Below are 22,520 nucleotides of genomic sequence, written 5' to 3'. Positions count from 1 at the left end.
GACTGACAGCCAATCGTCATCTGAACCGGGATTTAGTGTGAATTGGAAAGCGTGGCAACCATCACCGCTTTGATGGTGTGCAAACGGTTTTCCGCCTGATCGAACACCACGCTGTGGGCAGATTCGAACACCTCGTCGGTGACTTCCATGCCGCCGTGCAGATCGTACTGCTCAGCCATCTGCTGGCCCAGCGTGGTCTGGTCATCGTGGAAAGCGGGCAGGCAGTGCAGGAATTTCACCTTTGGATTACCGGTCAGCGCCAGCATGGCGCTGTTCACCTGATAGGCGCGCAGCAGCTCAATCCGCTCCTGCCACACTTCTTTCGGTTCACCCATCGATACCCAAACGTCGGTGTAGATAAAGTCTGCGCCCTTTACGCCTTCAGCAATATCTTCGGTCAGGGTGATTTTACCGCCGGTCTTCACTGCGGCTTTACGGCATTCTTCAACCAGAGCCGGATCGGGCCAGCAACCCTTAGGGGCAACCAGGCGTAAATCCAGTCCTGTCAGCGCGGCGGCTTCCATCATGGTGTTACCCATGTTGTTGTGAGCATCACCCACATAGGCAAACGTCATCTGGCTGAACGCTTTTTCCGGCAGATGCTCCTGCATGGTCAGTAAATCTGCCAGCAGCTGAGTCGGGTGGAATTCGTTAGTCAGGCCGTTCCAGACCGGTACGCCAGCATGTTCAGCCAGGGATTCAACCAGCGCCTGACCGTGGCCACGGTACTGGATGCCGTGATACATGCGGCCCAGAACGCGGGCGGTATCTTTCATCGACTCTTTATGACCAATCTGGCTGCCGCTTGGGCCGAGATAAGTGACGTTGGCACCCTGATCGTAAGCGGCAACTTCGAAAGAGCATCGCGTGCGGGTCGAGTCTTTTTCGAAGATGAGCGCAATATTCTTGCCTTTCAGGTGCTGAACTTCTTCGCCATTCTGTTTATCTGTTTTCAGCGTGGAGGCCAGCGCAAGGAAAGCGGTAAGTTCTGCGGGGGTGAAATCCAGAAGCCTGAGAAAATGACGTTGATATAACTGACTCATAAAGCACTCCAGGTGACATTTATTGAATTAAAATTCAATTTAACCGTATGAATATGCATTTTCAACCCCGGCGTGCAGAAACTTTTGTTTAAAGGTAGTGGCGGGATGAGCACTGTGGGAAAATACTAACAAGAGATGCCACACACAGAGGAACGGATCATGGCAAACGAAGCCTTGCTGGAAGAGCAGCGTGAAGAGACGCGGCTGATTATTGAAGAGCTTTTAGACGACGGCAGCGACCCGGATGCACTTTACACCATTGAACACCACCTCTCCTGCGACAGTTTCGACGCGCTGGAAAAGGCGGCGGTTGAAGCGTTTAAAATGGGTTACGAAGTGACCGAGCCGGAAGAGCTTGAGCTGGAAGACGGCAGCAAAGTGATGTGCTGCGACATTCTCAGCGAAGGCGCACTGAACGCTGAGCTGATCGACGTTCAGGTCGAGCAACTGGTGGATCTGGCTGGCAAGTTCAACGTCGATTACGACGGCTGGGGCACCTACTTTGAAGACCCGGATGCTGAAGATGAAGACGAAGATGGTGATGCTGATGATGAAGAAGATGACGGCATCCGTCACTGATTCAAGCCGTTGAACATAAAAGGCCTGCACTCTGGTGTGGGCCTCTTTTTATTCCGTAGCCGGACGGCTCATCCTCCTCTTTCTTCACGGAACGTAAGCCCGCATGAACAACGATCGTCTTCTTGCCCCTGTTCACGAATTTCTGCATTGCCGCACCCCACAGGCCTGGATTGAACAGGCCCGTAAACCTGAACATCTGCCGCTGCTGTTAACGGACCACCTTGTCTGCGAGCTGAAAGCGGCGCAAACCGCTATGTGGCTTATTCGCCGGTATGTGGCGGACAAAGAGAGTGGTGAGGCGCTGCTGGCCTGGCTGAAGCCCTGGGAGATGTTTGTGCATTGTGAAAATGCCGATCTCTCCTTCCTTGAGCAGCATAAAGCCTTGTCAAAAACGGTCATCAGTCGGGCGGATGTTCTCTATGGTGACATCCTCGTGGATAAGATGGTGCTGCTGATCAAAGAGGAGCTGCATCATTTTTACCAGGTGCTGGAGATCATGCAGGCGCGTGGCATACCTTACGTTAAAATCACCGCCAGCCGTTATGCCAAAGGCCTGCTGCGCGAAGTCGCAACTCATGAGCCGCAAACGCTGGTGGACAAGTTAATCTGCGGCGCCTATATCGAGGCCCGTTCCTGCGAACGCTTTGCCAGCCTGGCCCCTTATCTGGATGACGAACTGGCTGCTTTTTACGTGTCGCTGTTACGCTCTGAGGCACGCCACTACCAGGATTACCTGGCGCTTGCCGCGCAGATCTCCCCTGTGGATATAACGCAACGCGTTCAAAAAATAGGGGAAACCGAAGCAAAACTGATTAATGAGCCTGACCCTGAGCTGCGCTTTCACAGCGGTGTGCCGGTAACAGAATGTTGACCCACTCTTTTCCGTAGAATTAAGCCTGGTGCGGAGGGTTGTTGTCAGCTAACCCGCATTTTTACCGCCGGGCCGGGGTGATTTTATTAAGTGTTAATCCGATCACAAATCAATTCTCTTCTGCCCTTTGGGGCCGGTGGATTGGCTATACTTTTTAATCGCGTGAAAGGGGATTGTTACCTCGGGCAAAACCTGATGCCGGATGTTCAGCTAAACATGCTGCCATCCCGAATCAGGTTTTTTTGCCTGAATTTCGCCGTGCCGGGCGGAAGGGAAATAAATTAATTCGCTTACAGCGTTTTCAGCATCGTCACTTCACAGTCCACATGTCCGGTGCAGCCCATCGGGCCGTCGATATGCTCAAACCCTAAATGCTCATACAGACGTACGGCACGAGTCAGCGAAGCAGTGGTTTCCAGATAGCAGCGTTTGAAACCGCGCTCGCGGGCAAAGTCCATCGCCTGCATGGCCAGCTCACGCGCCAGCCCCATACCGCGCACTGCGGGCATAAAGTACATCTTCTGCAGTTCGCAGATACCTTCCTCGCTGCACTTCAAGGGCGCTACGCCGCCGCCGCCGACAATCTTGCCTTCCAGCTCAATCACCCAGTAAGCACTGTCGGGTTCGCTGTAGAGCTCAAACAGATGATCGAGGTTAGGGTCGGCCACGGTAAAGCCTTTGTCTGCCGTCAGGCCAAACTCAGCGGAGACGTCGCGGATCACCCGGGCGATATGCGGATTATCATCGGACTGCATCGGGCGAACCCGCAGGGTAGTGGTTGAGAGCGTTGTCATAGCGGTGCCGTTTTTTTCTGCCTGGCAGGCAGTGTAATAACTTTAAGTAGCCTTATGCAATATCCGCTTTTTCAGCGGCTGTTACAGAGAACCTGACCATAAAAAAAGGCCCGGCGAGAATCTCTCTGCCGGGCCTTTAAGACGCAGTGATTATTACAGTGCGGCGATCACAGCCTGCTGTTCAATCAGCTTGATTTTAGCCTGCTCAAACTCGGTCATGCGCTCGCGCTCTTTCGCCACTACGGCTTCCGGAGCACGGGAGACAAACCCCTCGTTCGACAGCTTGCTCTCAATCTTACCGATTTCCACTTCCAGCTTGGTGACTTCCTTCGCCAGACGCTCCAGCTCGGTCGCTTTATCCACCAGATCCGCCATTGGGATCAGCAGCTCGGCACCGTCGATGATTTTGGTCACCGATACCGGTCCTTTTTCCGCCGCTTCCAGACAGGTAATGCTGTCCAGACGTGCCAGGGTTTTCAGGAAGCTGTGGTTTTCGGTCACGCGACGTACCACGTCAGCGCTTGCGCCACGCAGCAACACTTCCAGCGGTTTGGACGGTGACAGGTTCATTTCCGCACGGATATTACGCACGGCAACGATAGCCTGCTTCAGCCATTCCGTATCGCTCAGTGCGGCCTGGTCCACCTTCGCCGCGTCAAACGCCGGCATTGGTTGCAGCATAATGGTGTCAGCACTGATGTTTTTCAGCACTTTCACCCGCTGCCAGATGGTCTCGGTGATAAACGGAATGATGGGGTGCGCCAGACGCAGCAGCGCTTCCAGCACGGTAACCAGCGTATTACGGGTTCCACGCAGTTGCGCTTCTGAACCGCCCGTCATCACCGGTTTGGCCAGCTCCAGATACCAGTCACAGAACTGGTTCCAGGTGAACTCATACAGGATGTTGGCAGCGATATCGAAGCGATAGCTGTCCAGCGCTTCACGGTAGGCTTTCACCGTCTGGTTGAACTCGGCCAGGATCCAGCGATCGGCCAGCGACAGCTCAAGCTCGCCGCCGTTGAAGCCGCAATCCTGATCTTCGGTGTTCATCAGCACAAAGCGGCTGGCGTTCCACAGCTTGTTACAGAAGTTGCGGTAGCCTTCCAGGCGCTTCATATCCCAGTTGATGTCACGGCCCGTAGAGGCCAGTGCCGCCAGGGTGAAACGCAGCGCATCGGTGCCGTGCGGCTCAATGCCGTTCGGGAACTGCTTCTCGGTGCGCTTGCGGATCTTCTCGGCCATCTGTGGCTGCATCATGTTGCCGGTACGCTTCTCCAGAAGATCTTCCAGAGAGATGCCGTCAACCATATCCAGCGGATCGATCACGTTACCTTTTGACTTGGACATTTTCTGCCCTTCGTCATCACGGATCAGACCGGTCATGTAGATGGTCTTGAACGGGATCTGCGGCTTGCCGTTTTCATCTTTGATGAAGTGCATGGTCAGCATGATCATGCGGGCAATCCAGAAGAAGATGATATCGAAGCCGCTGACCATCACGCTGGTCGGGTGGAAAGTACGCAGCGCTTCGGTGTTCTCAGGCCAGCCCAGCGTGGAGAAGGTCCACAGGCCGGAGGAGAACCAGGTATCCAGCACGTCTTCATCCTGATTCAGGGCAACTTCGGCCCCCAGGCTGTTCTCGGCACGCACTTCATCTTCAGTGCGGCCAACGTAGACGTTGCCGTTGTTGTCATACCAGGCCGGGATACGGTGACCCCACCACAGCTGACGGGAGATACACCAGTCCTGAATATCGCGCATCCAGGAGAAGTACATGTTTTCGTACTGCTTCGGCACGAACTCAATGTCACCCTGCTCAACAGCTTCCACCGCAACTTTCGCCAGCGGGGCAGTGCGCACGTACCACTGGTCGGTCAGCATAGGTTCGATAACCACGCCGCCACGGTCGCCGTAAGGCACGGTGAGATCGTGTGGCTTCACTTCTTCCAGCAGGCCCAGCGCGTCCACGGCGGCCACAATCGCTTTACGCGCGGCAAAACGCTCCAGCTTCTGGAACTCAGCCGGGATAGCGGCGCTGTAGACTTCAGACTCTTCGCCGTTGCAGTCGTAAACCTGAGCCAGATCGCGGATATCGCCATCGAAGGTCAGAATGTTGATCATCGGCAACTGGTGGCGACGGCCCACTTCATAGTCATTGAAGTCGTGCGCCGGGGTGATTTTCACGCAGCCGGTGCCTTTCTCCATATCGGCATGCTCATCGCCGACGATGGGGATGCGACGATCCACAAATGGCAGCACGACAAACTTGCCGATCAAATCTTTATAGCGTGGATCTTCCGGGTTTACGGCCACGCCGGTGTCGCCCAGTACCGTCTCAGGACGGGTAGTGGCCACCACCAGGTAATCTTTACCGTCAGCGGTTTTCGCGCCGTCAGCCAGCGGATAGCGGATATGCCACATCGAGCCTTTAGACTCACGGTTTTCCACTTCCAGATCGGAGATAGCGGTGCGCAGTTTTGGATCCCAGTTAACCAGGCGCTTGCCACGGTAAATCAGGTTCTCTTTGTACAGGCGTACAAATACTTCATTGACGGCATGAGACAGGCCATCGTCCATGGTGAAGCGCTCGCGCTCCCAGTCCACGGAGTTACCCAGGCGGCGCATCTGGCGGGTGATCGTGCCGCCGGACTCTGCTTTCCATTCCCAGATTTTGTCGATAAAGGCTTCGCGACCGTAGTCTTTACGCGTCTTGGCTTCTTCTGCGGCGATCTTACGCTCAACCACCATCTGCGTGGCGATGCCCGCATGGTCAGTACCAGCCTGCCACAGGGTATTTTTCCCCTGCATGCGCTGGTAGCGGATCATGGTGTCCATGATGGTTTGCTGGAAGGCGTGACCCATATGCAAGCTGCCGGTAACGTTCGGCGGCGGGATCATGATGCAGAAGCTTTCCTTGCTGGTGTCGCCGTGGGGCTTGAAGTAGCCCTGCTGTTCCCAGTGCTCATAAAGCGGCTGTTCGATCTCTTGCGGGTTATATGTCTTTTCCATGTCTACTATGTCGTTGGCGGCACGGGCGGCGTGGCCGTATTCAAGTGGAATCCAACGCTGCGATACGCTTTATAGCGGTCGCGCGCCAGCTGTTTCAATTCTTCTTCGTAAGGGACGAAGTCTACCACTTCATGGAAAGCAGTAGCAAAATCTGCAAACTGGGGCAGCAGGCTGATCAGCAGATCGCGCGGCGAATTGCCACGACGCTGTGGCCAGGCCAGTTCGACAGGAGCGCCGTATTTCGGCCCTTCGCCCGCCAGATTATGCGGCACAAAGGCGCTGGCCGGACGCTGCCACAGGGCCTCGTCCAGCCGGATAGCCTGCGCTTCATCCTCACAGGCTATCAGTACGCGTTTCCCCTCGCGCCAGCGCGCTTCTGCTATATCGCAAACCAGCGCCTCCAGGGCGCTGATCCCGTCAACCGGTGTATCGGTTTCAATCAGCCAGAAGGTTGCGTTTTTCATCACTGTTAATCGTCGCCGTTGAGGCCAGCGCGGTTCAGCAGGAACTGAGACAGCAACGCCACAGGACGGCCGGTGGCCCCTTTGGCTTTGCCGGAACGCCACGCTGTACCTGCGATGTCCAGGTGTGCCCAGTTATACTTACGGGCGAATCGGGCCAGGAAGCAGGCTGCGGTAATTGCGCCGCCAGGACGGCCACCAATGTTCGCCATATCGGCAAAATTGGAGTCCAGCTGCTCCTGATACTCATCCGCCATCGGCAGACGCCATGCGCGGTCACCAGCCTGTTCAGACGCGCCGATCAGCTCGTGTGCCAGTGGATTATGGTTCGACAGCAGTCCGCTGACATGGTGGCCCAGCGCAATCACGCAGGCACCGGTCAGGGTGGCAACATCAATCACCACATCCGGATCGAAACGTTCGACGTAGGTCAGCGCATCGCACAGCACCAGACGGCCTTCAGCATCGGTATTCAGCACTTCAACGGTCTGGCCGGACATAGTGGTCAGTACGTCACCCGGACGATAAGCACGACCACCCGGCATGTTTTCACAGCCCGCCAGCACGCCCACCACGTTCAGCGGCAGGTTCAGCTCGGCCACCATGCGCATTACGCCGTAAACAGAAGCGGCGCCGCACATATCGTATTTCATCTCGTCCATGGCTTCGCCTGGCTTAAGAGAAATACCGCCGGAGTCAAAAGTCACCCCTTTGCCGACCAGCACGATGGGTTTGCTGTCTGCATCCGGACTGCCTTTGTATTCAATAACCGACATCAGCGACTCGTTCTGCGAGCCCTGACCCACGGCCAGATAGGCGTTCATGCCCAGCTCTTTCATCTGCTGCTCGCCGATAACGCGGGTAGTGATGTTTTTGCTGAAGGCGTCCGCCAGCTGGCGAGCCTGAGAAGCCAGGTAAGCCGCATTACAGATATTCGGCGGCATATTGCCGAGGTCTTTCGCTGCTTTCACGCCGGAAGCCACGGCCAGGCCGTGCTGAATCGCACGCTCGCCGCTGGTCAGCTCACGGCGCGTTGGGACATTGAAGACCATTTTACGCAGCGGACGACGCGGTTCAGTTTTATTACTTTTCAGCTGATCGAAGCTGTAGAGTGTCTCTTTGGAGGTTTCAACCGCCTGACGCACTTTCCAGTAGGTGTTGCGCCCTTTAACGTGTAGTTCGGTCAGGAAACAGACGGCTTCCATTGAGCCGGTATCATTCAGGGTGTTGATGGTTTTCTGGATGACCTGCTTATACTGGCGCTCATCAAGCTCACGCTCTTTTCCGCAACCAATCAGCAAAATGCGCTCAGAGAGGATATTTGGCACATGATGCAACAGCAAAGTCTGGCCGACTTTTCCTTCCAGTTCGCCGCGACGCAGCAGGGCGCTGATGTAACCATCGCTGATTTTATCCAGCTGTTCAGCAATCGGTGACAGCCTGCGCGGCTCAAACACGCCAACCACGATACAGGCACTGCGTTGTTTTTCCGGGCTACCGCTTTTTACACTGAACTCCATGCACTCTCCTGAATCTTAAAGACAACGGCGCTTGCTGCGGCTAGAATGTAGCGCTTTCGTCAAGCTCGGTGCCAGGCACTACGCCGTGGGCGTCTGAATTAGTCATGGTGATAATAATTTTTTTTGCATCACCAGAACCCGATAGTTGTCATACTATTTTAGCTATGACGGAGGCCATTGATGAGAAAAAATGGCGTATAAGCGATGAAACTAGCGATTTTCCTGCAAAAAGACAAGTTTTCACAGGCGTACTCAGCGTGATCATCATTAGATATCTGGTAAGGGAAACGCTCAAAAGCCAGCTGGCTATCCTCTTCATCCTGCTACTGATCTTCTTTTGTCAGAAGTTAGTCAGGATTTTAGGAGCCGCGGTGGATGGCGAGATCCCAACAAATTTAGTCCTGACCTTATTGGGCCTTGGCGTGCCGGAAATGGCGCAGCTTATTCTGCCACTGAGCCTGTTTTTAGCCATTTTGATGACGCTTGGGCGGTTATACACCGAAAGCGAAATCACGGTGATGCACGCCTGCGGCTTGAGTAAAGCCGTGCTGGTGAAAGCCGCGATGGTGCTGATGCTGTTCACCGCCATTGTTGCGGCTGTCAATGTGGCCTGGCTTGGCCCCTGGTCCTCACGCTATCAAAGCGAAGTGACCCAGAACGCCAAGGCTAACCCTGGTGCTGCGGCGCTGGCGGCGGGGCAGTTCCAGCAGTCGGGAGACGGCCAGTCGGTGATGTTCATTGAGAACGTCAAAGGCAACAATTTTGGCAACGTCTTCCTGGCGCAGCTGCGGCCAAAAGGCAATGCCCGTCCCTCTGTGGTGCTGGCGGATAAAGGCCATATGACCCAGAGGCCGGACGGCTCTCAGGTGGTGACCCTGGATAAGGGAACCCGCTTTGAGGGCACAGCAATGCTGCGCGACTTCCGCATCACCGATTTTGTGAACTATCAGGCGATTGTCGGGCATCAGGATGTGGTGCTGGACCCGAACGATGCCGAACAGATGGATTTCAAAACTCTGGCCCAGTCCGACAAGCCGGACTTCTCCAGCGAGTTCCACTGGCGGCTGACCCTGGTGTTCTCGGTGCTGGTGATGGCGCTGATGGTGGTGCCGTTGAGCGTGGTGAACCCGCGTCAGGGCCGCGTGCTGTCGATGCTGCCTGCGATGCTGCTCTATCTGATCTTCTTCCTGCTCCAGAGCTCATTGCGTTCCAGTGGCGCAAAAGGACGACTGGATCCGGCAGTCTGGATGTGGGTGGTGAACCTCTCCTATCTGGCCCTGGCAGTGATGCTTAACCTGTGGGATACGGTGCCGATGCGGCGTATTCGCGCACGCTTCAGCAAGGGAGGCTCCTTCTGATGTTTGGCGTACTCGACCGATATATTGGTAAAACCATCTTCAACACCATCATGGCGACGCTGTTTATGCTGGTGTCGCTCTCCGGCATCATCAAGTTTGTCGATCAGCTGCGTAAAACCGGGCAGGGCGAATATACCGCGCTGGGTGCGGGTCTTTACACCATACTCAGCGTGCCAAAAGATATCGAAATCTTCTTCCCGATGGCCGCGCTGTTAGGGGCGCTGTTGGGGCTGGGCACCCTGGCACAGCGCAGTGAGCTGGTGGTGATGCAGGCTTCCGGCTTCACCCGGATGCAAATAGCGGCTTCGGTAATGAAAACCGCCATTCCGCTGGTGTTGCTGACCATGGCCATTGGTGAGTTTGTCGCGCCGCAGGGCGAGCAGATGGCGCGTAACTACCGTGCGCAGCAGCTGATGGGGGGCTCACTGCTCTCCACGCAGAGCGGCCTGTGGGCGAAGGATGGCGACAACTTTATCTTTATCGAACAGATCAAAGATAACAGCGAACTGACCGGCATCAGCATCTACAACTTCAATAAAGAACGTCGTCTGCAAACCGTGCGCTATGCGGCTTCAGCCAAATACAACGTGGATGAAAAAGAGTGGGATCTGGCCCAGGTGGAAGAGTCCAATCTGACCAATCCTAAGCAGGTAACCGGCAGCCAGACGCTGAGCGGGCAGTGGAAAACCTCCCTGACGCCGGATAAGCTGGGTGTGGTGGCGCTGGATCCGGATGCGCTGTCGATCAGCGGCCTGTATAACTACGTGAAGTATCTGAAGCAGAGTGGTCAGGTTGCCGGACGTTATCAGCTGAATATGTGGAGCAAAATCTTCCAGCCGCTCTCGGTGGCGGTGATGATGCTGATGGCGCTGTCGTTTATCTTCGGCCCGCTGCGCAGCGTGTCGATGGGGATGCGAGTGGTCACCGGTATCAGCTTTGGCTTCCTGTTTTACGTGCTGGACCAGATATTCGGTCCACTGAGCCTGGTTTATAACATTCCGCCAGTGCTGGGAGCGTTACTGCCAAGCGCCGCGTTCTTTGCCATCAGCGTCTTTATGCTGCTGAAACGGCGATAACAGGCTGAGTTCCGCTGTAACTAAAAACCCCGCCTTCTGGCGGGGTTTTTGATCTTACGGGTTTACCCTAAATCATGCTTTCCGGATATTAACAATGGAGAGTGATCTCACTGCACTGGTATTGCGTTTATGTCTCCTGACAACAACAATTCCGCAGCGTTGCTCATTATCCGGACATCGATCAGAAGTGATAATTAATCCCCGCGATACCGCTGTAATCTGTACGGAAGTTGCCGCCAACGCTGGTTGCGGCTTTCACGTCCATCGACAGGTTATCGGTAATCTCTCCTTCCAGACCTGCCTGTACCCGTAAACGGTTGTCTGACCATGCGCTGAAAGTACGGCTGGACTGACTGTCCGACAAGGTCACGCTGGAGCCTGCACTGCCCGGTGAATACTGATATTCCACTCCGGCTGACACTATCAGGCTGGGGTTACTCTCCCACAGGCCGCGTTTCTTCACCTCCAGTCCGACAGTGGCATAGTAAGGCGTACTGGAACTGAGATCGACGCGAGCGTAGTCACCCTCCAGCCCATAACCCGGCAGATAGCCGCCACTCAGGCCAACATAAGGCGAAATAAACAAGGACGCCTGGTCAGCCTTAAACTGATAACCGCTTTTGATGCTGGCGGCCAGAATATGGCTGTTCACCTTGCCGTGATGGATGCCCGTCAGGGGATCAAAACTCAGATCCTGACTGAGGTACATGTAGCGGCTGGCGGCATCTGCAAACCAGCCCTGAGGGGATGACCAGCCGTAATCCACACCCATACTGGTCAGGTGGTGAGTCCCTTTTCCATGACCTTTGGTGGTTCCCTGAGCGAAGCCGGCACTGAGGCCAAACCGCTGCTCCTCCACGACCTTGTCCCAGCCCAGATTCAGCGCCTGCTGAGCGATCTCAACGCCCTGGAAACTGCCTTTGGTATGCTCAATTGTGGCCCATTCGCCGCTTTTTTCTGGCGCAACACGCAGCAGCGAGGCACGGCCCTGCATCTGAGCAATCGCTTCACTGATGAGGTACTGGCGTGAGGCGAGTAAGGCGCGGGTACCACGAATTAACGGTTGGTTGTCGCCGACGGTGAACCAGCCCGAAGGCTCTGAAGGCGTAACCGGCGTTTCAGTATCAGGCGCAGGGTCCGGGACAGGATCTACATCCGGGATTGGGTCAACATCAGGTGCGGGGTCCGGATTGGGCGTGGGATCTACATCCGGAATTGGGTCAACATCAGGTGCGGGGTCCGGATTGGGCGTGGGATCTACATCCGGGATTGGGTCAACATCAGGTGCGGGGTCCGGATTGGGCGTGGGATCTACATCCGGGATTGGATCTACATCAGGTGCCGGGTCAGGGTCTGGAACAGGGCCCACGTCTGGCGCAGGGTCGGGAACAGGGCCCACTTCCGGTTCGGGGTCTGGAATCGGGTCCGGCTCCGCATTGTGCGCCAGCACCCACCGGACGCGGCCCTGTTCTTCAATCACCTGATAGTTTGGGGTGAACAGGCTGAATCCCCTGGCAATCGTCGGCACGGTAAAATAATCATGAGCCGTGCCACCAGGCGCATCCAGCAGCACAAGGTCAGTCAGCAACTTCACCTCTTCGGATGCCTCAGTAAGCACGCTGATATCCAGAATATTATTGCTGCCGGTCGCAGAATCCTTAATCACCACTTTGTCGCTTTGCTCAGTAGCAGGCGAGGCAGCCAGGCTGAGGGTGAGTTCGTTCGCCTCCAGCGATCCCAGCGTAAAGAGTTTGGGCGTCCAGGCTTCACCTTCTCCGGCCAGCAGAGAGATATGTGAACCAGATAACGCCTTAGAAGCACCCACGCGGCTGTCGCTTTTTATCTGCCAGAAAGCCCCTGAATCAAGAGTAATGGAGCTGGTGCCAGAGGTGTTAATCGTTCCCTGATAAAACACTTTCCCCATAACAAGGCTGGCGTTGTCGCCCAGTGTGATATCCCCTGAAACGGTGCTGGCAGGCAGCGTATTTTCTTCAACAGCACTACGCACAGGCTTGTTACAGGAAGTGGTGTCGGTATTGATTACCGAGTAGCAGCGCCAGAGACGTTCTGCCTTTGCTTCGCGTGAGTTATAACCCAGCACCACGTAAGAGTTTTCATCAGCGACGATATCGGCTTTAACCCGGGCATATTCACCGACCTGCAACCTGCTCGCTTTTCCGACGGTAATCTTACCGGCACTGAATAGCGCAGTAGCCCAGTCATCATCAATGATCACACCGGCAGCATGAGGAACGGGTTGGCCAGAGAGCAAAACGGTGCCCTGTTTCACGTGAAAATCACTGATGTTCATTCCGCCCGTCAGCGCGACAAGTGCAGAGGAGCCAGCTGCATCTACGTTAACGTTAAGTACGCCCTGAGTTTTGCTTTCGCTGCTACCCAGAAAACCGCGAAACACCTGCTGATTAAATTGGCCCGAGGGGTTATGTTCATTGCCCGTTAACGTCAGGGATGCCGCTTTAGTGCTGTTGTGATTCACCAGCGTGGCACCGCTGTCGGTGTGATTGATCGCTTTGAAGGAGAGATCGTTGCCATTGAGATCCAGCGTGCCGCCCCGGTAACCAAAAAAGATATTCTCTGTGGCGACCTGATTAGCATCCTTCAGTACCACGGTGGGCCGGGCACTCACCAGAGTGACGGAAGAGAAGGCCTGCTTATTGCCATCGACATCAGCCTGCTGATCGAGGATGACCGTGCCATCGCCGGTATTGAGGCTACCCTGATTGATGCCCGTGGCATTAACATGCAGCGTGCCCGCCCCAATTTTATGCAGTGCATCTCCAGCGAGGCCATTGACCTGCCACAGGACCCGCTTGCCGGAATCGACTTCGATGCCACCGCCGACCCAGGTACTTTGCGCGCCCTCAGCCGACTTCACCTGATAATCACCGGAGAACCGCAATTTACCTGCGCCCAGATTAACTGCCTGATCCAGTACCAGCGCGCCGCCTTCTCCGTTGAAGCGCAGATCTTTTGACGCATCAAGCTCTTCATTCGTGGCCCCGCCGGGTATTGCAGTGCTCACTCCATGCCACGCCCAGCTTGTTTTACCCTGAGTGATTTGAGTCTTACCCCAGTTTAGCTGGCCCTCTTCACTGATATCGGTGATATCGGGATCGCTGTAACCGGCGATGATTTGCTGAATAAAGTCATCCTGGATGTAATAGGAATTGGTGTTCAGTCCATAGGGATAATGACCAGAGATAGACACGGTTACGGACGCCAGCTTCCAGACTTTTTCCAGATTGTCATACACCAGCACCGGGCTGCCGCTGTCGCCAGCCTGACCACCGCCGTCCAGCGGCATAACCAGGGGATTATCCGGAGCATATGTGGTCCAGGAAAGATAATTAGCATTGAACCGTGGGGATGGAAGGGTACCGCCCGTTCTCCATGAATAGGCTCCCGCCAGCTTTGTAAGTGCCTGCGTTTCAGCATCGACTTTATACTGCGTGCCGCTCCCCACCCGGGTATACCAGGTATAGCGACTGGTGTCTTTCAGCTCTTCTTTGGTCGCAAAGGCTATAGCAGCGGTTTCTGTTACGACCTTATTTAAACGGGGAACATGAAAATCATGCACCGGAGAGTTATTACGGGCGATCAGGCGATAAACAGTGCTGTACTTGACATCTTTATTGCCAAAAACAACGTTTTTATAGCCGCCATTGTGCCTGACACCCGTAAGGTAAGAGGGAGAAATAAGCGTTGAAATACCCAGCGAGTCCGAAACGCTAAAATCAGGCATGGGGAAATTCAGTAAGCCAGCCAGAGATCCATCATTCTTATTGACGGCAATGTTTTGCGTGCCCGGTGTGTATTTCCCTAAATTATCACCAAAGTCACGGTACTCCTGAGTATTGATGTCTTCCCGCATCACCGATGCGTCAGCGCTCAGGCAGAGAAAAAAAGTAAAACAAATCACAGCGTGTTTATTATGCATAACACAACTCCTGTAAGTACATTCCATTTTGATAACAATCAGATCGGTGGTCTGTTATTATTTTGATTTTATAACGTGCAGGGTAAATAATTACAATGGCTGTGATTTTTATTATTTAAGAGGGGAGGGTTTAGATAATTAGTGGATCTACTAATAATCTACTCTGAGGTTACATTATTGTAATTATCATCTTTTATGGCAGCTTCAGGGTTCTTAATGCTCTGATATTATTTAATTATTTCATTTCTTTCTGATTCAGGGCTACGAATGTCATGGTATTATTTAATTATTATCCGAGTCGATGTCTGTAAGTTATTGGATAAAACGTGCTGATTATCTGTCGAAAAACAGGGGTGAAAAATTCAGAGATGTTTAAATAATAAATTTCAACCGGGGATGAGTTTGCCAGACAATTTAGTAAGACGGCATAAGGTTAAGAGGGGCAAATTTGCCCCTCAATTCAGCGCAGATGCTCAATCGCCATCGGCAGCAGCGACAGTGAATACAATATCAATCCAATTACGCCACCCACTACCGTGCCATTGATGCGGATGCGTTGCAGATCCTTACCGATATTCAGCTCAACCTGATGCGACATATCTTTGGCGTCCCAGCTTTTCACCGTATCGCTGATATGGCTGCTGAGGAAAGCCGAAAACTCCGGTGCCGCGCTGGTGGCGGCTTCTTCCATATGCTGGTTAAGCGAGGCGCGAAGGTTGGCATCCTGCATCAGCGTCTCGCCCAGCCATTGCCCGGCGGCGCTGACTTTAGCGTGCAGCACCGAATCTTTCTTATCCAGGTCTTCCTTCAGCCAGCTACGCAGATCGCCCCAAAGCTGGCTGATGTAAGTATTCAGCGCCTCATCCTGCTTGAGATAATCTTTGATCTCTTCCGCTCTCAGATGCATTTCCGGATCGTTACGCAGCCGCTCGATCAGCCTTTGAACCGCATGGTTAAAGCCCTGACGGATCTCATGCGCGCCATCCTGCTCTATATCGTTGAGGATCGACTTCACCGCGTCAGCCGCCAGTTGGGCGCTCTTTTCGCCAACCCATTCGGTGGGCAGCATCTTCTCCTTGAGGGGATGCTCACGCTTGAGCCAGCGCATCACCTGCTGGGCGATAAACTCATGCGTGCCGGGCTTGTTCACCAGATGCAGCACCTGGGCTATGGCATCGTCCAGCAGCGCCTGATGACGGTTATTTTTGGTCAGACTCTCCAGCACCATTGCTGCGGACTGGGACAGGTCGACCTTATCAATTGCTTTATGGATAGCACGTCGCATAAACGCCTGGATGCGCTGGTCATCCGCCAGGTCCAGAAAGCCCCGGACAATCTTCAGCAGATAGCCACCCAGCCGTGAAGCATTGTCGGGCTGGCTCAGCCAGTTAGCGATGATTTGCGCGGGATCGTGACGCCGGATCAACGTCAGCAATGAATCCGTATTCAGAAATTTATCCTGAACAAACAGCGCCAGGTTATCGGCAATCCGGTCTTTGTTACGGGGAATAATCGCCGTATGACGGCCCACCAGGGGGATTGGCACCCGGCGGAACAGCGCGCTGACCGCAAACCAGTCGGCCAGTGCCCCGACCATCGAGGCTTCAGAGATGGCTTTCAGTGCGCCAACCCAGTGGTTTGGCGGATACCACAGCGGGTAAAGCACCGTGGCAATAAAGAGAAGTGCCGCGCCGCAAAGAAGCAGCAACGGCGTGCGTTTGGCTCTGATCAGTTCAAGTTCTTTATCCATTAACCCTCTGTATCTCCAGTTTGTTCACTGCTTAATTCCCTGACATCAGCGTTTACGGCCTCCCATAATGCTGCCCAGCATGCCGCGAATAACCTGGCTGGTAATCTGTCGCGCCGCGCTTTTAGCCACGCTCTGCACCATGCCTTCACGCTTGCCGCCGCGTGGCCCGGTGCTGCCAAACAGAATATCCTTCAGCCCGCCGAGAATGCCGCTATCAACAGCTACCGTATTGCCTTTAGCCGGTGGTGCGTTGGCCTCTTCGGCAGCACCCTGAACGCCTTTGCTCAGCATCTCATAAGCGGATTCACGATCCACCGCTTCTTCATATTTTCCGGAAATAGGAGAGTGATTAATCAGCCCGTTGCGCTCATCATCGGTAACCGCACCCATCCGCGAGAACGGCGCAATCACCGACGCACGCTTCACCATTGAAGGACTGCCTTTCTCATCCAGGAACGAGATTAGCGCTTCGCCGGTTCCTAATTCCTGAATAGCCGCCACGGTATCAAACGCCGGATTGGCACGCATGGTTTCTGCCGCGACTTTCACCGCCTTCTGATCCTTAGGCGTGAAGGCACGTAAAGCATGCTGCACGCGGTTACCCAGCTGGCCGAGCACCGAATCGGGAATATCCGACGGGTTCTGCGACACAAACCAGACGCCCACGGCTTTAGAACGGATAAGACGGATAACCTGCTCGATTTTATCCAGCAGCACCTGTGGCGCATCGCTGAACAGCAGGTGCGCCTCATCAAAGAAGAACACCAGTTTCGGCTTATCCCGATCGCCCGCTTCCGGAAGCTGTTCATAGAGTTCCGAAAGCATCCACAGCAGGCTGGTGGCATAGAGTTTCGGCATCTGGTAAAGCTTCTCTGCCGAGAGAATGTTGATGATGCCCCTGCCGTTGCTGTCGGTGCGCATCCAGTCTTTGATATCCAGCATCGGTTCACCAAAGAAATACTCTGCGCCTTGCTGTTCCAGCGTCAGCAGCCCGCGCTGGATAGCCCCGACCGAGGCGCTGTTGATATTGCCGTACTGAGTCTGAAACGCTTTGGCGTTCTCGCCGATGTACTGAGTCATCGCGCGTAAATCTTTAAAATCGAGCAGCAGCAAACCCTGATCGTCCGCCACGCGGAAAATAATATGCAGCACGCCGCTCTGCACCTCGTTAAGGTTCAACAGACGCGCCAGCAGCAGGGGACCAAGGTCGGAGACCGTGGCACGCACCGGATGGCCTTTCTCACCGAAGATATCCCACAGCACCACCGGATTGCCCTGCGGCGACCAGTCCGTCACGCCAATATTCGCCAGACGCGCCAGCAGCTTCTCAGAGGCAACGCCTTCTTGCGCAATGCCGGTGAGATCGCCTTTCACATCGGCCATAAACACCGGCACGCCGATAGCCGAAAAACTCTCCGCCAGCTTTTGCAGCGTCACGGTTTTACCGGTTCCGGTTGCGCCAGTGATCAGCCCGTGGCGGTTGGCCATGCCGGGCAACAGGTTCAGCGCCAGGTCGGCAGATTTGGCAATCAGCAGGGGTTCAGTCATCGTGATTATCCGTTAAGTAGTGGAAAGGCGAGGACAAAGGATTGAAATAAGAATAGCAACCCGCAAGCAGCGAAGCGGAACCAGGGCAACCTTTGACCATAATAAAAACGGGCCACACAATGGTGGCCCGTGGGAAGGACGGTGAGGGGACAGCCTCGCCGTTATTAAGAGATAAACTGTTTGCCCTGCTTCAGGACCAGATCACAGGCTTTGGTTTTCACCTTCTTGCCCATCGCGGTATCGCCCAGGCTGCTCAGGTTCACCTGCTGATTGTTGCCGGTGTTCAGCAAGCCCATCAGGCCCTGTTTGTAATCGGTGGTTTCCTGCGCCTTGGTGGTATCGGTCAGGCCCAGTTTGCCCAACAGCTGGTCTTTCACCGAGCTGACTTTGTTATCCACCAGATTGTTCTTCATGCAGTACTGCAACACACCCGTGGCGTTGGTCATGGTGCTGGAACTCAGCGACTGATTGCCGCCATTCAGCAGACCAGTCAGCGCACCCAGCGAGGTGCCGGTAGCCTGTGGGGTAGTGGTGGAACCCGAAGAGTTAGAATTCTGGCTGAGCGTAGTGGCCGCGCTGCTCAGCTGATCCTGCCAGCTTGCCGCCGAGGCCGCGCCAGCGAACAAGGATGTTGAAACCGTCAATGCCAAAACCATCTTAGAAACTTTCATAATGTACCCTTTCAGTTTTTATCCGGCGCGCCGCCTCCCTGGTACCACGCCATATCTCCCCTTTGGGACTACCGTATTGCAGGGGAGTTCCCGCTTCGCAGGCTGGAATAGGGCCAGGGCAGGGGTTTGAGATTAATCCTGGGGAAAAGTCTTAGTGGAGTTGGGGGAGGGCGATGGATATAAAAAGTGGTTCAGTGACTTCTCTGTGTCTGGTGGGGTGGCGCCTAAGACTGACATTCTTGCCATGTTGTTGAGAAGCGGCAGAGATTGGCATGGAAAAGTAGAGAAGGGTGGGGAGGTAGTTAGCTCAGCGCTGATTTTTTCAGCACTTGCATCACATCGGTGCGGATAGTAGTTGCGTGCAGAGAGGGTAACGGTATAATCCCCAACGTTTTCCGCATACCCTTCAGTGCCGAAGTGGCGAAATCGGTAGACGCAGTTGATTCAAAATCAACCGCCGCGAGGCGTGCCGGTTCGATTCCGGCCTTCGGCACCATATGTATGTTCGAGAACGTCCGTAACAGTCCATAAGTTACTGAAAAGAAGCCGAGAGGCTTTTTTTTGCTCTAAATTCGTCCGGGCACATCCGTTGCAATCCGGACATCGCTGGGGGCATCCTCACTTCGATAGAAAATGTCCTCCCAATGAAGCTCAACGCCCGCCAGGTCGAAACTGCAAACCCCAAGAAAAAAACTATAAAATGGCCGACGGTGGCGGTTTGTATCTTGAGGTAAAGACCAAAGGATCAAAGTACTGGCGTTTGAAGTACCGACGGCCAGCCGACAAAAAAGAAGACCGGCTTGCCTTTGGCGTCTGGCCGACAGTAACGCTTGCTGAGGCACGTGCTAAGCGCGATGAAGCTAAAATGATGTCAGGACAGGGGATTGCCCCAAAGCTGAACAGAAAGAAACCCAGGCTGAAAATGCAGGGGCTTACACCTTTGAAACTATCGCCCGCTAATGGCCTGCGAGTAACAAGCGCTGGAGTGATGACCATCGTTCACGGATCCTGCGCTATCTTGAACTGTACATTTTCTCTCATATCGGTTCGGCAGATGTTCGTAAACTGAAAACCAGCCAGCTCTTAGCACCCATTAAGGCCGTTGATGCCAGTGGCAGGCATGATGTAGCTCAGCGCCTTCAGCAGCGTGTTACAGCGATAATGCGCTATGCCGTGCAGAACGATTACATTGAGTCTAATCCTGCTGTTGATATGGCCGGTGCACTTTCTACGGTCAAGGCTCGTCATTATCCCGCATTACCCTTCAGCCGTTTTCCTGAGTTTCTTGCACGGCTTGCCGCATACCGTGGCCGTATCATGACGCGCATAGCCGTCGAGCTTTCATTACTGACTTTTGTACGCTCCAGTGAGCTGCGCTTTGCCCGGTGGGATGAGTTCGATTTTGAAAGGGCCTTGTGGCGGGTTCCTGCACAACGCAAAGAGATAGAAGGAGTTCGTTACTCTCACCGTGGTATGAAAATGAAAGAGGAGCATCTTGTACCGCTAAGCCGTCAGGTTTTAGCCCTCCTGGAAAAGCTGAAGCAGTTAAGTGGAGACAACGAGAGGTTATTTCCCGGCGATCACGATCCTAAAAAAGTCATGAGCGAAAACACAGTTAATAATGCCCTGCGCTCTATGGGATATGACACAAAGACAGAGGTTTGTGGGCATGGCTTCAGGACAATGGCACGAGGCGCGCTGGGTGAGTCAGGATTGTGGAGTGATGATGCGATAGAGCGGCAGTTGAGCCACTCCGAGCGTAATAATGTGCGTGCGGCTTATATTCATACCTCTGAGCATTAAGATGAGAGACTTTTAATGATGCAGTGGTGGGCTGATTATCTTGACGCATATATTTATGAAGCCGTAACGCCATTTGATTTCGTAAAGAAATAAACAATCGCTATGGTTATTAATTTTCAATGTACTCAGGGGGGCACGCGCACCCCTGAGTTTAATTTGAGAAATTATGCCGGGAATATAGTATTCATCGCATCTAAACTCCACAATTTGTGAGCGATGGTTTTATAAAGATTTGCACGAGTTATTACATTATCTTTATCTATGACAGGGATTGCAGTACAATCAATTCCTGTTTGCTCTCTAAATCTAGTGTAATTCGGCTGGTTTAAATAAAACTGTTCGCACAATGTCTGCGCTAATATATTTTCACCACTATAGCGTTCCAATTTCTCAGTATACATCATATCCTTCATAGACCGATTGCGGCCACGAGGGAGTAATATCAGACCACCAATATTATTTCTCACAACATTGAATTCCGATGAGGTAGCGAATTCTACATTACCTGCTGTGCGTAGCATCCCGTTTACTTGAGCGAACTGATCTGATATTAAATGCTCAATATCAAATGTCCTATTATCCAATGTTCGATCTGCATATGTTTTAAAACCCACCGCAGAAGTTGAGTCAATGCCTCGTTCTAAATAATCAGCGAACCGTCCTAAAAGTCTCAGTAATTCTTGTCGTTTAATACTTTCGAAATCAACTTCAGTTATTCTGGAGATAATCCCTTCAATATCACTAATCTTAGTTAATAAAAGTTGTCTAATCTGAGCGTAATTCTTACCTCTTAGTTCAAGGCAAAGATTAAACATAATATCTCTTACATTATCATATGTATTTGCTTTACCTTCCAAAGTTCTTGCTGTTGCCCAGAAATCAAGGTAGTAGGACAAAATTTTCATCTTATTGTTTTTTTCAGTGGTTGAATCAGAATGATTTAAAGCACTAAGTATTACCATTGCCTGAGATGTGAAATCTCTCGCACCATTGAAGAAAATATATGGATATTCTTGATTGTATTCTTTCTCACATTCTTTGATGAAAGAAAATGTATCTACATGGTATTTAACTTCTTTAGTAATTATATCGAAAAAGTCATCGCTATTGTTTAAATTTAGACGCTCTTTATTCTCAATGACCCATCTGTGATAACTATCTGAAATTATCTCGAAATCACCTGACTCATCGCCTTTCTTCTTACCTCGCATGGTTTCTGCATATTTAGAACGCAACCATGTTTTAAAAAAGTTAGAGTCCTCGTCAATTCCAATTTTATTAAGTTTGTTTATGTTTTCTGTCCATATATTATGGGCTTCTTGGTTTTGTTCATCTTCTAAAATTCCTGAGAGGAGGAAGCCCTTTAGAAGATCAATAGGACTGAGCTTAAGACCTCGGTCGTTCATCGTTACAAAAACTTTATGACCATCTCGCTCTTTGTCAACCCCAATTTGGAAGAGGTAAACACATTCTGTCAAGTAATCAACAAAGTGAGGTAGCAAGTTGTTATCTTTTATTCTTGAGTCAATAAGTGAATCTATTTTTTGATAAAGCGCCCATATTTTTACTGTGCCAGGATCTTTATCGACAATCGAATCGACTTTTGAGTAAAACTCTATTTCATCTTTGCAATCATCCATTAAAGCATCGAACAACTGCTTTCTTGCACCTTCCGCACTTAAATTAAATGAGTTTTCTCCAGCAACTTGTCGTCTGATTGTGTTGTCAATAGAGGATATGTTTAGAGCAGGGTTCAAATTTTTCATTCGATGAAAGTAGCAAAGAATATAAGTTAGGGTTGTTATTCTTTGCTGTCCATCAACTATTAAATTTGCGCCTTCAGCAACTGGGGTGACGATTATAGTTCCTAGGAAATAGGGTGCATAACCTAAAATCGTTCTTCTGCCGTGGTCAGGCTCCCAATTGTCAAAAAATGAATCTTGAATATCTGACATGAGGTCTTGGAGATGTTTTAACTCCCATTTATAGTCACGCTGAAAAGTCGGTAATACAAAATTCTGTTGCAAGCAGTTTGTTATTGTTTTTCTATCGAATGAAATTTGCATGTGAAGTCTCTCT

Annotated in this window: 14 protein-coding genes, 1 tRNA gene and 1 pseudogene; 6 read left to right on the top strand and 10 right to left on the bottom strand. The window is 52.6% G+C overall.

Annotated elements, in window-relative coordinates; translation table 11 throughout:
• Positions 1–32: 32 nt before the first annotated feature.
• A complete protein-coding gene (gene argF, locus VRC33_RS19655; protein WP_338558578.1) occupies positions 33–1,043 on the bottom strand; it encodes an ornithine carbamoyltransferase in 1,011 nt (336 codons plus the stop codon).
• A gap of 159 nt (positions 1,044–1,202) precedes the next feature.
• Between argF and rraB the strand changes: the two genes are divergently transcribed.
• Both rraB and miaE read left to right on the top strand, forming a co-directional pair.
• Entirely contained in the window at positions 1,203–1,622 is a 420-nt protein-coding gene (gene rraB, locus VRC33_RS19650) for a ribonuclease E inhibitor RraB (protein ID WP_338558576.1), read from the top strand.
• A 103-nt stretch (positions 1,623–1,725) separates the two neighbouring features.
• Positions 1,726–2,493: a tRNA isopentenyl-2-thiomethyl-A-37 hydroxylase MiaE gene (gene miaE, locus VRC33_RS19645; protein ID WP_338558574.1), complete on the top strand. Its 768-nt coding sequence runs from the start codon at positions 1,726–1,728 to the stop codon at positions 2,491–2,493.
• Positions 2,494–2,783: 290 nt separating this feature from the next.
• Here miaE and VRC33_RS19640 read toward each other — a convergent pair whose 3' ends face one another.
• From VRC33_RS19640 to pepA, 4 genes are all read right to left on the bottom strand, one after another.
• Entirely contained in the window at positions 2,784–3,287 is a 504-nt protein-coding gene (locus VRC33_RS19640) for a GNAT family N-acetyltransferase (protein WP_338558571.1), read from the bottom strand.
• A 153-nt stretch (positions 3,288–3,440) separates the two neighbouring features.
• On the bottom strand, positions 3,441–6,296 hold the full coding sequence (locus VRC33_RS19635; protein ID WP_338558568.1) for a valine--tRNA ligase: 2,856 nt from the start codon (positions 6,294–6,296) through the stop codon (positions 3,441–3,443).
• Between the two features lie 5 nt (positions 6,297–6,301).
• On the bottom strand, positions 6,302–6,760 hold the full coding sequence (locus VRC33_RS19630) for a DNA polymerase III subunit chi (protein ID WP_338558566.1): 459 nt from the start codon (positions 6,758–6,760) through the stop codon (positions 6,302–6,304).
• A gap of 5 nt (positions 6,761–6,765) precedes the next feature.
• The gene (gene pepA / locus VRC33_RS19625; RefSeq protein WP_338558564.1) at positions 6,766–8,277 is read right to left on the bottom strand and encodes a leucyl aminopeptidase; all 1,512 of its coding nucleotides are present in this window, start codon (positions 8,275–8,277) and stop codon (positions 6,766–6,768) included.
• Positions 8,278–8,534: 257 nt separating this feature from the next.
• On the opposite strand from pepA, the gene lptF reads away from it, so the two are divergent.
• Together lptF and lptG are read left to right on the top strand one after the other, a co-directional pair.
• Positions 8,535–9,635, top strand: coding sequence for an LPS export ABC transporter permease LptF (gene lptF / locus VRC33_RS19620; protein ID WP_338558561.1), 1,101 nt, complete (start codon positions 8,535–8,537; stop codon positions 9,633–9,635).
• Positions 9,635–10,711: an LPS export ABC transporter permease LptG gene (gene lptG, locus VRC33_RS19615; protein ID WP_338558558.1), complete on the top strand. Its 1,077-nt coding sequence runs from the start codon at positions 9,635–9,637 to the stop codon at positions 10,709–10,711. Before lptF ends, lptG begins: the two co-directional genes overlap by 1 nt.
• A gap of 181 nt (positions 10,712–10,892) precedes the next feature.
• On the opposite strand, the gene VRC33_RS19610 is transcribed toward lptG, so the two are convergent.
• The 4 genes from VRC33_RS19610 to VRC33_RS19595 all read right to left on the bottom strand — a co-directional run bounded on the left by VRC33_RS19610 (position 10,893) and on the right by VRC33_RS19595 (position 18,641).
• The gene (locus VRC33_RS19610) at positions 10,893–14,669 is read right to left on the bottom strand and encodes a S6 family peptidase (RefSeq protein WP_338567430.1); all 3,777 of its coding nucleotides are present in this window, start codon (positions 14,667–14,669) and stop codon (positions 10,893–10,895) included.
• A gap of 460 nt (positions 14,670–15,129) precedes the next feature.
• Entirely contained in the window at positions 15,130–16,419 is a 1,290-nt protein-coding gene (locus VRC33_RS19605) for a DUF445 family protein (RefSeq protein ID WP_338558556.1), read from the bottom strand.
• Positions 16,420–16,464: 45 nt separating this feature from the next.
• The gene (locus tag VRC33_RS19600) at positions 16,465–17,967 is read right to left on the bottom strand and encodes a helicase HerA-like C-terminal domain-containing protein (protein ID WP_338558552.1); all 1,503 of its coding nucleotides are present in this window, start codon (positions 17,965–17,967) and stop codon (positions 16,465–16,467) included.
• 164 nt (positions 17,968–18,131) lie between these two features.
• Positions 18,132–18,641 carry a DUF2501 domain-containing protein gene (locus VRC33_RS19595; RefSeq protein ID WP_338564370.1) on the bottom strand — a complete coding sequence of 170 codons (510 nt, stop codon included), beginning with the start codon at positions 18,639–18,641 and terminating at the stop codon, positions 18,132–18,134.
• Positions 18,642–19,049: 408 nt separating this feature from the next.
• On the opposite strand from VRC33_RS19595, the gene VRC33_RS19590 reads away from it, so the two are divergent.
• Positions 19,050–19,134: transfer RNA gene (locus VRC33_RS19590), tRNA-Leu, on the top strand.
• Positions 19,135–19,282: 148 nt separating this feature from the next.
• A pseudogene (locus VRC33_RS19585) lies at positions 19,283–20,534 on the top strand (integrase arm-type DNA-binding domain-containing protein).
• A 71-nt stretch (positions 20,535–20,605) separates the two neighbouring features.
• Here VRC33_RS19585 and VRC33_RS19580 read toward each other — a convergent pair.
• Positions 20,606–22,507 carry a DUF262 domain-containing protein gene (locus tag VRC33_RS19580; RefSeq protein ID WP_338558550.1) on the bottom strand — a complete coding sequence of 634 codons (1,902 nt, stop codon included), beginning with the start codon at positions 22,505–22,507 and terminating at the stop codon, positions 20,606–20,608.
• Positions 22,508–22,520 lie beyond the last annotated feature (13 nt).

Origin of the sequence: Erwinia sp. E_sp_B01_1, from assembly GCF_036865545.1 — a bacterium.
Taxonomy (GTDB): Bacteria; Pseudomonadota; Gammaproteobacteria; order Enterobacterales; family Enterobacteriaceae; genus Erwinia.
Note: the sequence above shows the minus strand (reverse complement) of the source record. Positions and strands in the feature narration are given on the sequence as shown.

Coding starts and splice junctions, on each gene's coding strand:
- miaE (WP_338558574.1), top strand. CDS start 1,726: ATGAACAACGATCGTCTTCTTGCCCCTGTTCACGAATTTCTGCATTGC.
- argF (WP_338558578.1), bottom strand. CDS start 1,043: ATGAGTCAGTTATATCAACGTCATTTTCTCAGGCTTCTGGATTTCACC.
- VRC33_RS19580 (WP_338558550.1), bottom strand. CDS start 22,507: ATGCAAATTTCATTCGATAGAAAAACAATAACAAACTGCTTGCAACAG.
- VRC33_RS19600 (WP_338558552.1), bottom strand. CDS start 17,967: ATGACTGAACCCCTGCTGATTGCCAAATCTGCCGACCTGGCGCTGAAC.
- VRC33_RS19610 (WP_338567430.1), bottom strand. CDS start 14,669: ATGCATAATAAACACGCTGTGATTTGTTTTACTTTTTTTCTCTGCCTG.
- VRC33_RS19605 (WP_338558556.1), bottom strand. CDS start 16,419: ATGGATAAAGAACTTGAACTGATCAGAGCCAAACGCACGCCGTTGCTG.
- rraB (WP_338558576.1), top strand. CDS start 1,203: ATGGCAAACGAAGCCTTGCTGGAAGAGCAGCGTGAAGAGACGCGGCTG.
- pepA (WP_338558564.1), bottom strand. CDS start 8,277: ATGGAGTTCAGTGTAAAAAGCGGTAGCCCGGAAAAACAACGCAGTGCC.
- VRC33_RS19640 (WP_338558571.1), bottom strand. CDS start 3,287: ATGACAACGCTCTCAACCACTACCCTGCGGGTTCGCCCGATGCAGTCC.
- VRC33_RS19635 (WP_338558568.1), bottom strand. CDS start 6,296: ATGGAAAAGACATATAACCCGCAAGAGATCGAACAGCCGCTTTATGAG.
- VRC33_RS19630 (WP_338558566.1), bottom strand. CDS start 6,760: ATGAAAAACGCAACCTTCTGGCTGATTGAAACCGATACACCGGTTGAC.
- lptG (WP_338558558.1), top strand. CDS start 9,635: ATGTTTGGCGTACTCGACCGATATATTGGTAAAACCATCTTCAACACC.